This window comes from Telluria sp. Soil_C_11 (genome assembly GCF_057657395.1).
On the sequence record NZ_JBDGIN010000010.1, the window covers coordinates 98,978 to 111,914 of the forward strand.

The 12,937-nt window shown below is 65.7% G+C and carries 11 protein-coding genes; all 11 read left to right on the plus strand.

All coding sequences use genetic code 11. From position 1 onward, the window contains the following. The first annotated feature begins 2 nt into the window (after positions 1-2). Entirely contained in the window at positions 3-1,382 is a 1,380-nt protein-coding gene (locus tag AC3A6M_RS17235) for an undecaprenyl-phosphate glucose phosphotransferase (RefSeq protein ID WP_487853946.1), read from the plus strand. A 267-nt stretch (positions 1,383-1,649) separates the two neighbouring features. Next, on the plus strand, positions 1,650-2,765 hold the full coding sequence (gmd, locus tag AC3A6M_RS17240) for a GDP-mannose 4,6-dehydratase (RefSeq protein ID WP_487853947.1): 1,116 nt from the start codon (positions 1,650-1,652) through the stop codon (positions 2,763-2,765). 3 nt (positions 2,766-2,768) lie between these two features. Then, on the plus strand, positions 2,769-3,749 hold the full coding sequence (fcl, locus tag AC3A6M_RS17245) for a GDP-L-fucose synthase (protein WP_487853948.1): 981 nt from the start codon (positions 2,769-2,771) through the stop codon (positions 3,747-3,749). 173 nt (positions 3,750-3,922) lie between these two features. Then, a complete protein-coding gene (locus AC3A6M_RS17250) occupies positions 3,923-4,960 on the plus strand; it encodes an EpsD family peptidyl-prolyl cis-trans isomerase (protein WP_487853949.1) in 1,038 nt (345 codons plus the stop codon). Positions 4,961-4,994: 34 nt separating this feature from the next. After that, complete coding sequence (epsE, locus tag AC3A6M_RS17255) at positions 4,995-5,783, plus strand: polysaccharide export protein EpsE (protein WP_487853950.1); 789 nt, start codon at positions 4,995-4,997, stop codon at positions 5,781-5,783. A gap of 237 nt (positions 5,784-6,020) precedes the next feature. Further along, positions 6,021-7,427, plus strand: a complete 1,407-nt coding sequence (epsF, locus tag AC3A6M_RS17260; RefSeq protein ID WP_487853951.1) for a chain length determinant protein EpsF — start codon at positions 6,021-6,023, stop codon at positions 7,425-7,427. Positions 7,428-7,466: 39 nt separating this feature from the next. Then, positions 7,467-8,336, plus strand: a complete 870-nt coding sequence (epsG, locus tag AC3A6M_RS17265) for a chain length determinant protein tyrosine kinase EpsG (RefSeq protein WP_487853952.1) — start codon at positions 7,467-7,469, stop codon at positions 8,334-8,336. 25 nt (positions 8,337-8,361) lie between these two features. After that, on the plus strand, positions 8,362-9,243 hold the full coding sequence (gene xrtB / locus AC3A6M_RS17270) for an exosortase B (protein WP_487854013.1): 882 nt from the start codon (positions 8,362-8,364) through the stop codon (positions 9,241-9,243). After that, positions 9,240-9,932: an exosortase-associated protein EpsI, B-type gene (gene epsI, locus AC3A6M_RS17275; protein ID WP_487853953.1), complete on the plus strand. Its 693-nt coding sequence runs from the start codon at positions 9,240-9,242 to the stop codon at positions 9,930-9,932. Before xrtB ends, epsI begins: the two co-directional genes overlap by 4 nt. A 9-nt stretch (positions 9,933-9,941) precedes the next feature. Beyond that, on the plus strand, positions 9,942-11,420 hold the full coding sequence (locus AC3A6M_RS17280) for an O-antigen ligase family protein (RefSeq protein ID WP_487853954.1): 1,479 nt from the start codon (positions 9,942-9,944) through the stop codon (positions 11,418-11,420). Further along, entirely contained in the window at positions 11,417-12,934 is a 1,518-nt protein-coding gene (locus AC3A6M_RS17285) for an oligosaccharide flippase family protein (RefSeq protein WP_487853955.1), read from the plus strand. Before AC3A6M_RS17280 ends, AC3A6M_RS17285 begins: the two co-directional genes overlap by 4 nt. Positions 12,935-12,937 lie beyond the last annotated feature (3 nt).

A 12,937-nucleotide genomic window follows, 5' to 3' on the forward strand; every position in this document is an offset into this window, starting at 1 on the left:
CTATGACGGTCAATGACATACCACTGATATCGTTTTTCCAGCGGGTACTCGATCCCCTGATCATCATGGGAACCCTGTACCTGTCGGCGCTGCTGTTTCACGAACCGTTCTCGGGCTACATGCTGGTGCTGATGCTGCTGGCCTTCTTCATCTCGTCGGCCGTGTACCAGCACATCGATCCTTACCGCACCTGGCGCAGCGGGCGCATGTGGGCGTATGCGCGCGACACCGTGTTCGGCTGGGCCGTGACGCTCGCCGTGCTGTGGTTCCTCGGCTCGTCGAGCGGCCTGCGCTACTTCTACGACGAGCGCGTGCTGACCGCCTGGGCGATCGCCACCCCGACGATCCTGCTGACCAGCCACATCGCGGCGCGCCTGGCGAATTCGCCCGGCAGGAGCAAGGAAGTGCGCTCGGTGGTGGTGGTCGGCGCCAACGACGTCGGGCTGAAGTTCGCCGGCGTGGTCGAGAAGCACCCGAACCTGTTCATGGCGGTGCGCGGCTTCTTCGACGACCGCGCCGAGGACCGCCATCCGGCCGCCATGCACCACCCGGTGCTCGGCAAGACCAGCGAACTGGTGCAGTACGTGCGCGAGCACGGCATCAAGATGATCTTCATCAGCCAGCCGATCTCGGCCCAGCCGCGGATCCGCAAGCTGATCGACGAGCTGCAGGACACCACGGCCTCGGTCTATTTCCTGCCCGACGTCTACATCTTCGACCTGATGCAGGCGCGCTTCGACAACGTCGGCGGCATGCCGGTGATCGCGATCTGCGAGACCCCGTTCATGGGCCTGAACAGCACCATCAAGCGCGCCTCGGACGTGGTGCTGGCGTCGCTGATCCTGCTGCTGCTGGCGCCGCTGATGCTGGTGGTCGCCGTCGCTGTGAAGATGAGTTCGCCCGGCCCGGTGATCTTCCGCCAGCGCCGCTATGGCCTGTATGGCGAGGAGATCATCGTCTACAAGTTCCGTTCGATGTCGGTGATGGAAAACGGCGCCACCGTCGTGCAGGCCCAGCGCAACGACGGCCGCGTGACGAAGATCGGCGGCTTCCTGCGCCGCACCTCGCTGGACGAGCTGCCGCAGTTCATCAACGTGTTGCAGGGACGCATGAGCATCGTCGGCCCGCGCCCGCACGCGGTCGCGCACAACGAGCAGTACCGCAAGCTGATCAAGGGCTACATGCTGCGCCACAAGGTGAAGCCCGGCATTACCGGTTGGGCCCAGGTGAACGGCCTGCGTGGCGAAACCGCCACGCTCGACAAGATGGAAGCGCGCATCCAGTACGACCTCGATTACCTGCGCAACTGGTCGGTGTGGCTCGACCTGTGGATCGTGCTGAAGACGGTCAAGGTGGTGCTGACCAGGGAGAACGCGTTCTAAATATGAGAAATCGTGACAAACCGTAGCGAGCGGCCTCAGGTTTGGCCGAGAAGCGCAGCTGTACGCGAGTACAGCGAGCATCGCAGGCCGAAGCTGTGGCCGCGCAGCAGGTTTGTCGCGATTTCTTCTTAAGGACGACTTAAAGGGGCAGCTTCAATCGGATCGTCGCTTGCGGGGCCGATTGGGCTGCGTAGAATAATTGATGAGATTGCAATATTTTAAGGGGCAGACCCGATGCGGCCTGCTACCTGGAAGGCAAGCCAGAACATGAAAAAAGCGCTGATCACAGGAGTGACCGGACAGGACGGCTCGTATCTCGCCGAACTGCTGCTCTCGAAGGGCTACGAGGTTCACGGGATCAAGCGGCGCGCCTCGCTGTTCAACACAGGGCGCATCGACCACATCTACCAGGATCCCCACGTCGAGAACAGCCATTTCTTCCTGCACTACGGCGATCTTTCCGATACCTCGAACCTGAACCGCATCCTGTGCGAAGTCCAGCCGGACGAGGTCTACAACCTGGGCGCGATGAGCCATGTGGCGGTGTCCTTCGAGTCGCCCGAGTACACCGCCGACGTCGACGGCATCGGCACCCTGCGCCTGCTGGAAGCGATCCGCTTCCTGGGCCTGGAAAAGAAGACCCGCTTCTACCAGGCCTCGACTTCCGAGCTGTACGGCCTGGTGCAGGAAACCCCGCAGCGCGAAACCACGCCCTTCTATCCGCGCAGCCCGTACGCGGTGGCCAAGCTGTACGCCTACTGGATCACGGTGAACTACCGCGAAGCCTATGGCATGTATGCCTGCAACGGCATCCTGTTCAACCACGAATCCCCGCGCCGCGGCGAGACCTTCGTCACGCGCAAGATCACGCGCGGCCTGTCCAACATTGCCCAGGGCCTGGAGCAGCAGCTGTTCCTCGGCAACCTGGACGCCCAGCGCGACTGGGGCCATGCGCGCGACTATGTCGAGATGCAATGGCTGATGCTGCAGCAGGACACGCCGGAAGACTACGTGATCGCCACCGGGCGCCAGTACTCGGTGCGCTATTTCGTCGAACTCGCCGCGCGCGAGCTGGGCATCGAGATCGCCTGGCAGGGGGAGGGCGTGTACGAGCGCGGCGTGATCGCCTCGGTTACCGGAGACAAGGCGCCAGGGGTCGTGGCGGGGCAGCCGATCGTCGCGATCGATCCCCAGTATTTCCGCCCGACCGAGGTCGACACGCTGCTGGGGGACCCGGGCAAGGCGCGCGAGCGCCTCGGCTGGGAGCCCCGCACCAGCTTCGAAGCGATGGTGCAGGAAATGGTGGCGAGCGACCTGGAGACGGCGCGCCGCCACAAGCTGCTGGCATCGCATGGTTACAACGTTGCAATTTCAATGGAGTGAACGTTGAATACTCAGCCCCGCATCTACGTCGCCGGCCATAACGGCCTGGTCGGCTCGGCCATCGTGCGCATCCTGCGCGCGCAAGGCCACACCAACATCGTCACCCGCAGCCACAAGGAGCTGGAACTGACCGACCAGGCCCAGGTGCGCGAATTCTTCCGTACCGAGCGCATCGACCAGGTCTACCTGGCCGCGGCCAAGGTGGGCGGCATCCACGCCAACAATACCTATCCCGCCGACTTCATCTACGACAACATGATGGTGCAGGCCAACGTCGTGCACGAGGCGCGGGTCAACGGCGTGCAGAAGCTGCTGTTCCTGGGCTCGTCCTGCATCTACCCGCGCATGGCGCCGCAGCCGATCAAGGAAGAGTATCTGATGAGCGGCATGCTGGAGCCGACCAACGAGCCCTATGCCATGGCCAAGATCGCCGGCATCAAGCTGTGCGAAAGCTACAACCGCCAGTACGGCACCGATTACCGCAGCGTGATGCCGACCAATCTCTACGGTCCCGGCGACAACTACCACCCGGAAAACAGCCACGTGATCCCGGCCCTGATGCGGCGCTTCCACGAAGCCAAGCTGGCGAACGCGCCGGAAGTGGTGATCTGGGGCAGCGGCAAGCCGATGCGCGAATTCCTCTACGTCGACGACATGGCAGCCGCGTGCGTCCACGTGATGAACCTCGACCACGACACCTATGCCAGGTACACCGACCCGATGCATTCGCACATCAACGTCGGCACCGGCGAGGACGTCACCATCGCCGAGCTGGCGCGCCTGGTCGGCGAGACCGTCGGCTACCGCGGCCGGATCGCCTTCGACACCAGCAAGCCGGACGGCACACCGCGCAAGCTGCTCGACGTGTCGAAGCTGAAGCAGCTCGGCTGGCAGGCCAGCACCCCGCTGCCGGAAGGCTTGCAGCGGGCCTACGCCGCCTTCGTCGAACTGACGGCGGCAAGCGAAAACCGGGCTGCGGCCTGATCCGGGCGCCGCATGCGAGGGGGACGGCTGAGTGTTAGCCGACGAACAGAGTCCCAACCGTGCGGCACCCAGAATGCATCAGTAGCAGACTGAAGCGTACGACCCTTCGTCACAAAAAAAGAGTTCCCCCAACCCCAAGGAAACTTATCGTGAACACATACCACCCGGCTGCCATGAAAACGACATCTACCCCGTCTACTCCGAAGCGCGTGCTGTGCGCCGCGCTGATCCTGGTTGCGGCAACCTTGAGCGCGTGCGGCGACAAGGCGGCCAAGGAAAAGAAACCGGGACAGGCGCTCGCCAGCGTCAACGGCGAAGAAGTCACGGTGCTGCAGCTCAACGAAGAACTGCAGCGCGCCGGCGTCACGGCAGCCCAGCAGGACACCGCCAGCAAGCAGTTGCTGCAGGTCCTGATCGACCGCCAGCTGCTGCAGGAGGCAGCGGCCAAGGAAAACCTGGACCGCGATCCGAAGGTCATGCAGGCGATCGAGCGCGCCAAGTCGCTGATCGTGGCCCAGGCCTACCTGCAGAAAAAGATCGGCAACCCGGTCAAGCCGACCTCGGCCGAGGTGGAGGATTACTTCAACAAGCATCCGGAATTCTTTTCGAACCGCAAGCAATTCAGCATGAGCGAAATCGTGATCGGCGCCAACGACCTCACGCCGGAAGTACGGACCGCGGCCGACAGCGCCAAGTCGCTGGAAGAGATCGCCGTCTGGCTGGATGCGCACAAGGTCAAGTACGGCCGTACCCAGATCACCCGCAGCACCGCCGACGTGCCGCCGCAGCTGTCGGCCAAGCTGCTGGGCATGCCGAAAGGCCAGCTGTTCGTGGTCAAGGAGGGTCCGCGCGCGATGTTCATCACCGTGAACGAAGTCAAGGATGCACCGGTGACGCTGGCTGTCGCCTCGCCGCAGATCGAGCAGTTCCTGACGAACAAGAAAAACAAGGAGATGGCGTCGGCCGAGCTGCAGCGCCTGCGTTCCACTGCCAAGATCGAGTACCTGAACAAATCGATGATGCCCGATCCGAAATCGGCGCCGACGCTGCCGGCCGGCGGCGCCCCGAGCAGTGCGGTGGCCGGCACCGATGCGGCGCCGGTTGCCGACCAGAATGGCGGCACGCCCGCTGCAGGCGCCGCTGCGACCCCGGCTGCCGACGGCAACACCGACAAGGCTGCGCTCGACCGTGGCGTCGCCGGACTGAAGTGACACGTTCAACATTGATCGACAAGAGGGAACAAAAATGAAACGACTCGTAAAGTGGATGATCGCAGCAACCCTGGCGCTCGCCGCCGGCTTTACCAGCGCCGCCGAGGTCGTGCTCGGCCCGGGCGACGTGGTCAAGGCGACGGTCTACGGCAGCCCGGACCTGGCTACCGAGACCCGCGTCTCCGAATCCGGCAGCATGACCTTCCCCCTGCTGGGCGAAGTGCAGGTCGGCGGCCTGACCACGCAGCAGGCCGAGAAGAAAATCGGCGGCCTGCTGGAGAAGGGCGGCTACCTGAAGAAAGCCCAGGTCAACCTGCTGATCACCACGCTGGCCAGCCAGCAGGTGTCGGTGCTGGGCCAGGTCAACCGTCCGGGCCGCTATCCGGTCGAAGGCAAGCGCAAGGTGCTCGACCTGCTGGCCATGGCCGGCGGCGCCAATGCCGAAGGCAGCGACCTGGTTACCCTGGTGCGCACCCGTAACGGCGCCACCACCCGCGAAACCATCGACATCGTCGACATGGTGCGCAAGGGCGAACTGAACCGTGATTACGAAGTGGCCGGCGGCGACATCATCTTCGTCGAGCGCGCCCCGCGCGCCTACATCACCGGCGAAGTGCAGCGTCCGGGTCCGTTCCGCATCGAGCGCGCGATGACCGTGCAGCAGGCCCTGTCGGCCGGCGGCGGCCTGACCCCGCGCGGCACCCAGCGCGGCCTGCGCGTCACCCGCAAGGATGCGAACGGCGTGGCGCACACGATGGATGTGAAGAACGACGACCTGGTGCAGGTCGACGACGTCATCACCGTACGAGAGTCCTGGTTCTGATTGTGGTGGGGGCTCGATAAACCTGCTGCGCGGGCGCATTTTGCGTCTGCGATGCTCGCCGTACCGGATGTACGGCTGCGCTTCTCGACGCAAACTGCGACCTGCTCGCTACGGTTTCCCGAGGCCCCGAGACGCAGGTGGTTTGCTGAATTTCTTTTGTTGTTGTCTGGCTTTTGAAGTTTTTGGGTAACTGCAGCTTTTGGGTTTTTGTTCCACCCGTTTTGAAAAAGGTTCACCATGAACGTCCATCAATTCCTGCTGATCTTGCTTGCACGGAAGAAGATCATCCTGTCGACCCTGCTGGTCACGGTCGCGCTGGCCCTGGGTTGGAGCCTCATCCAGAGCAAGACCTACAAGGCGACGGCTTCCGTTTTGTTGAACTACAAGGGTGTGGATCCGCTGACCGGCCTGACCATGCCGGGCCAGCTGCTGCCGGGCTACATGGCGACCCAGATCGACATCATCAGCAGCAAGAACGTGGCGTTGCGGGTGGTGGATGCGCTGCACCTGGCCAGCAGCCCGGCCGTGATCCAGCAGTTCAATGAATCGACCGAGGGCCGCGGCACCGTGCGCGACTGGCTGGCCGACCTGCTGCTGAAGAAGCTCGAGATCGTGCCGTCGCGCGAATCCTCGGTGGTCGAGATCAGCTTCAAGGGCGCCGACCCGGCCTTCGCCGCGGCGGTCGCCAACGCCTTCGCCGACGAGTACGAGAAGATCACCGTCCAGCTCAAGACCCAGCCGGCCAAGAAGGCCTCGTCCTACTTCAATGAACAGACCAAGCAACTGCGCGACAACCTCGAAGCGGCCCAGGCCCGCCTGTCGAAATACCAGCAGGAGAAGGGCATCGTCAGCCTCGACAACAACCGCGTCGACGTCGAACTGTCGCGCCTGAACGAACTGTCGGCCCAGCTGGTCCAGGCCCAGACCGCCGCGATGGAAGGCAATTCGCGCCAGGCGGCCGCCGGCTCGGGCATGAGCTCGCCGGACGTCGCCAACAACGCCCTGATCCAGCAGATGCGCGCCAACCTGGCGCAAGCCGAGGGCAAGTTCGCCGACACCGCGGCGCGCTATGGCAAGAACCATCCGCAGTACCAGGCGGCCCAGGCCGAGCTGAGCAAGGTGCGCGGCGAGCTGAACGCCGCCCTCGGCACCGTCACCCGCAGCGTCGGCGCGAACGCCCAGGTGTTCCGCCAGCGCGAAGCCGAGCTGCGCCAGGCGGTGGCCGACCAGAAAGCCAAGGTGCTGCAGCTGAACCGCGCCCGCGACGAACTCGGCGTGCTGCTGAAGGACCTCGACAGCGCCCAGCGCGCCTTCGACGCCGCTTCGCAGCGCTTCTCGCAGACCCGCATCGAAGCCCAGTCCGAGCAGTCCGACATTTCGCTGCTGAACCCGGCCGTCGCGCCGACCGAGCCGTCCGGCCCGCGCGTGCTGCTGAACACCCTGATCGGCATCCTGGCCGGCACCGTGCTGGGCGTCGGCCTGGCCCTGCTGCTGGAACTGCTGAACCGCCCGGTGCGTTCGCCGAGCGACGTCAAGGACATGCTGGGCATCCCCGTGCTCGGCACCATCGAATGGAAAACCCCGCGCGCCCGTCTCGGCGGGATCCGTTCCCTGGCGCCGCGCCGCTTGTTGCGACTGAATTGATGCGGCTGAACCGAAGCGCATATGACCCAAGGACCGACCATGAATTCACCGATGCTCTCCGCCGTCCATGCCGACCACGCCGCCGAAATGAGCATGGGCGCGCTCCTGCTCGATTCCGGCAAGCTCAATCCGGAAGATGCCGAACGCGTGCTGCGCATGCAGAAGGAAACCGGGATCCGCTTCGGCGAAGCGGCCGTCCGCCTCGGCCTGGTCAGCGAGGACGACATCCAGCAAGTGCTGGCGCGCCAGTTCTCCTATCCCTACCTGCAGAAAGGGCAGGCCGGCCTGTCGCCCAAGCTGATCGCCGCCTACGAGCCGTTCTCTCCACAGGTCGAGTCGCTGCGCGCGATCCGCAGCCAGCTGATGCTGCGCTGGTTCGCGCGCGGACGGCGGGCCCTGGCGATCGTCGGCGTCGACCAGGATGACGGCGCCGCGCTGTTCGCCGCCAACCTGGCGGTCGTGTTTTCCCAGCTCGGCGAACAGACCCTGCTGGTGGACGCCAACCTGCGCGCCCCGCGCCAGCAGGACGCGTTCGCGCTCAAGCCGCGCCAGGGCCTGTCCGACCTGCTGGCCGGGCGCGCCGACCTCGACGTGATCGCACGGGTGCCGGCCTTCGTCGACCTGTCGGTGATGCCGGCCGGGACGCTGCCCCCGAATCCGCAGGAGCTGCTGGCGCGCGAAGGCTTCCGCAACCTGAACACCATGCTCGAGAGCCGCTACGACGTGGTGCTGTACGACGTGCCGCCGTTCCAGGCCGGGGTCGACGCGATCGCGGTCGCCAGCCGCGCCGGCGGCGCGCTGCTGGTCACGCGCAAGAACTACACCCGCATCTCGCACATCGGCCGCACCGCCGAGCAACTGGTGGACGCCGGCTGCGAGATCCTCGGTTCGGTGGTGATGGAGTTCTGAAGTGAACACGCTGGCGATCCGTTCGATGCGCTCCCTGCGTGAAGCGCTGCCTGAATGGTGGCCGGTGCTGCTCGGCCTGGCAGTGCTGTTCGCGCCGACCTTCTACGACCTGTTCACCGGCCCCTGGGTCGGCGAAGAGCAGGGCCACGGCCCGATCATCTTCGGCCTGGCGCTGTGGCTGATCTACCGCAAGTGGCCCGAGGTGCTGGAAGCCACCACGCCGCCGCGCAGCAGCTGGATCGGCTGGCCCATCCTCGTTGCCGGCCTGCTGGCCCACATGCTGGGCCGCTCGCAAAAGATCCTGATGCTGGAAGTCCTGTCGATCATCCTGGTGACGATGGCGGTGCTGCTGGTCAAGCGCGGCGGGCGCGCCCTGCGCGTGCTGTGGTTTCCCTTCTTCTTCATGATCTTCATGGTGCCGCTGCCGAGCGAATTCGTGGCCGCGGTGACGATGCCGATGAAGATGGCCGTGTCCTGGGCCACCGAGCACATCCTGTTCGCCTTCGGCTACCCGATCAGCCGTTCCGGCGTGATCCTGCAGATCGGCCAGTACCAGCTGCTGGTGGCGGACGCCTGCGCCGGCCTGCAGACCCTGCTGACCCTGGAAGCGCTGGGCCTGTTCTACCTGAACCTGATGCGCCACCCCTCGGCCTTCCGCAACATCGGCCTGGCCCTGTTCATCATCCCGATCTCGTTCTCGGCCAACGTGATCCGCGTGATCGTGCTGACCCTGATCACCTATTACTACGGCGACGCGGCGGGGCAGGGCTTCCTGCACGGCTTCGCCGGCATGGTGCTGTTCGTCACCGCGCTGGTGCTGATCCTGTCGATCGACTCGGCCCTGCAGTGGTTCATCCGCCGCAGGGAGGCGGTCGGCGCGCCGCTGCGCGCGAAGGAGCCGGCATGAACCGCAAATTCATGGCAAGCGTCATCCTCGGCATCGCGATGGCCGGCACCACGGCCCTGACCGGCGCCCTGACCCCGACCCAGAAGGTGGCCGACGCCAGGACCAATTTCAGCCTGGAAGCGATGATCCCGACCAGCTTCGCCGGCTGGACCGTCGACACCAGCGTGGTGCCGCTGACGCCCGATCCGACCCAGAAGGAGCTGATCGCGGCGCTCTACGACCAGACCCTGTCGCGCACCTACGTGAACGGCCAGGGCCAGCGCGTGATGCTGTCGATCGCCTACGGCGGCGACCAGAGCAAGCAGCTGCAGCTGCACCTGCCCGAGGTCTGCTACGTGGCCCAGGGCTTCGACATGGTCAAGGACCGGCGCGACGAACTGGCGACCGGCTTCGGCAAGGTCCCGGTCAAGCGCCTGGTGGCGCGCCAGAATGCGCGCAACGAACCGATCACCTACTGGATCACGATCGGCGACAAGGCCGTCAAGTCGGGCCTCGACCAGAAGATGCAGCGCTTCATGTACGGCCTGTCGGGCCGGATCCCGGACGGCATGCTGGTGCGCGTCTCCACCATCGGGACCGACGAGGCCGGCGCCTGGAAGGTCCAGGACCGCTTCGTCAACCAGATGCTCCGCGCCGTCGATCCGCAGGCGCGCGTCCGCCTGATGGGCGAGGCTCCCAACCACGGATAACGCGCTTCGATGCAGACCTTCATCCTTTACGTCTATACCTCGCTGCCCTTCATCGTCGTCGCGCTGCTGTGCGTGCTGGCGGTGGTCGGCGCCGGCGTCGGGATGGTGCGGCCGCGCTACCTGGCCTACGCCTACATGCTGGTGTTCTTCTTCAAGAACTCGACCAGCTACGGCTCGCTGGCGACCGTGGGCACGCCCGGCATCTACACCCGCGGCTCGGGCGTGCTGCTGTTCCCGCTGCTGTTCTGGATGATGTTCGCGTTCTGGTGCTGCGCCCGCGTGTCGGCCAACTTCCAGCGCCATCCGACCCCGCCCTGCAACCTGCGGCCCTGGTTCCTGGCCTGGTTCCTGCTGCTGGGCGCCCATGTGGCGGCCGGCCTGTTCATGGACGTCAAGCTGGCCGACATCCTGGCCGTGTCCGGCTTCTCGAACATCATCTGGATGGCGCCGCTGGTCTCGCTGCTGGTGCTGTCCTTCCGCACCCGCGAGGACGCGGTGGAGCTGTCGCGCTTCATCATGCTGGCCGGCCTGGGACGGGCGATGTTCGGCCTGGTGCGCTGGGCCGTGTTCAAGGGCGACCCGAACAATGTGTACGCCAACATGAACGCGATCAAGATCAAGCTGACCTTCTTCGACATCAACGACAGCCTGCTGTGCACCATCGCCTTCGCGATCGCCGCCGTCAACCTGTTCCAGATCGTGAAGACCCAGCGCTCGTCGTTCTGGCGCCTGGTCGAATGGGCGACCCTGGGCGCGACCGCGATCTGCGTGGTGCTGTCCTACCGCCGCAGCGCCTGGATCGGCTTCGTGCTGGCCGGCCTGATCGTCATGATGCGCTTCCCGATGCAGCGCCGCATCCAGCTGATGGTGCTGGGCACGCCGGTGGTCGGCGCGGGCCTGCTGTACGCGGCCTTCAAACGCCTCGGCCAGACCAAGGGCGCGGGCCATGGCCTGTCCAGCCTGATCTTCGACATGCAGTCGAAGCGCTTCGGCAGCGAGAGCGAGCGCGTGATGGAGCTGAAGTTCGCGCTGGCCGATTTCATTTCGCACCCGCTGACCGGCATCGGCACCTGGGGCCGCTACACGGGCTACCAGCACATCTCGTGGCAGGCCGGCCAGGACGGCGGCCTGTTCCTGCACAGCGGGGTGCTGCACATCGCCCTGAAGGCCGGCCTGCCGGGCCTGATCCTGCTGGGCGGGACGATCTGGGCCTTCTGCGCCTTCACGCGCCGGGCCCTGCGCACCGCGCCGCCCGAACTGCTGGGCCTGGCGACCGCGGGCGCGGCCGGGCTGGCCTTCATGCTGCCCGACCTGCTGGTCGGCACCCCGTTCCCGCAGGTGCGCACGACCCAGATGCTGGCGATCTGCCTGGCCCTGCCTTACGTGGCGATGGCGGTATCCCGCGAGCGCTCTGCCGTGCAGGCGGAAATCGAGCGCAAGCGCGGCCACGTCAACCTGGTGCCGGCGCACGCCTCCGTTCCACGATGAATCTGAGCCTGCTTCGCAATGCCTTCTCGAACCTGCTCGGCGCCGTGATCCCGGCGCTGGTGGCGCTGGGCACCGTGCCGCTGGTGGTCAAGGGCCTGGGCGACGCCAGCTATGGCGTGTATTCGCTGGTCACGGCCATCGTCGGCTATTTCGCCGTCATCGACATCAACGTCACCGCCGGCTCGGTCAAGTTCATCGCCGAGTTCAATGCGCACAAGGACCAGCAACGCATCGACGAGACCGTGTTCTTCGGCCTGTCCGTGTACGCGCTGCTGGGCGTGCTGGGCGGGCTCGGCCTGTTCTTCGGCGCGCACTTCCTGGTGACGCGCGTGTTCTCGGTGCCGCCCGCCCTGGTGGGGGAGGCGGTCGCCACGCTCAGGCTGGCGGCGCTCGGCTTCTTCCTCGGCCAGCTGCAGAGCTACCTGAACAGCATCCCGCAAGCGCTGATGCGCTACGACATCGCCAGCCGCATCGAGATGCTGTTCGGGACCGGCGTTCCGCTGCTGACGGTGGCCGTGCTGATGCTGGGCTACGGCCTGTTCGAAGTGATCCTGCTGCGGGTGGCGGCGAGCCTGGTGAACTGCGTGGTGCTGTGGCGCTGCATCCGGCGCCTGCTGCCCCGGCTCGCCTGGCGCAAGCCGGGCGCCGCGATCCGCCGCGAACTGCTGGGCTTTTCCGCCTATTCCTTCCTGTCCCGCTTCGCCACCCTCTCGTATGCCTACGCGGACAAGCTGATCATCGGCGCCCTGGTCGGCGTGACCGGCCTGGCCTACTTCACGGTCGCCTCGACGCTGGCGAACCGCATCCTGAGCCTGACCTACCGCCTGTCCGGGGTGTTCTTCCCGGCCGCCAGCGCGCTGGCCGCGCGCGGCGAGCTGGAACGCCTGCGCACGCTCTACCTGAAGGCCAGCCGCTATGTCGTGTTCATCAATGCTTCAGTGCTGGTATTGGTGGCGGTATTCTCCTACCAGATCCTGTACTACTGGATGAACCCGCAATTCGCGCGCGCCGGCCAGGTGGTGCTGGCGGTGATGGCGCTGTCGCAGTTCATCGATTCGCTCACCAGCCTGCCGTCCCTGGTCAACGACGGCATGGGCCATCCGCGCTTTTCCGGCATGTTCGCGCTGGCGCGCGCGCTGTTCGGCCTGGTCGTGGTGTACGTGGGCGTGGACGGCTGGGGCATCGCCGGCGCCGCCTGGGGCCACCTGATCGCGTCGATCCTGCTGACCTGCGCCTTCCTGGTCGCCGTGCATGGACGCACGGTGCCGGCGCGGCTCGGCGACCTGGCGCGCCAGGCCTACCTGCCGAGCGTGTTCGGGGTCGGCATGGTCGCCGTCGCCGCGGACCTGGGCAACCGCCTGTTCGACGGCGGGCCGCTCGACCTGGTCCTGCTGGTGCTGCTGACCATGGCGCTGCTGTTCGCCTGGGGCATGCTGTTCGTGATCGAGAAGAACGACAAGGACCTGGCCTGGACGCGTGTGAAGGGTCTGTTGTCGATGAGGAAAACGGTTTGAAGA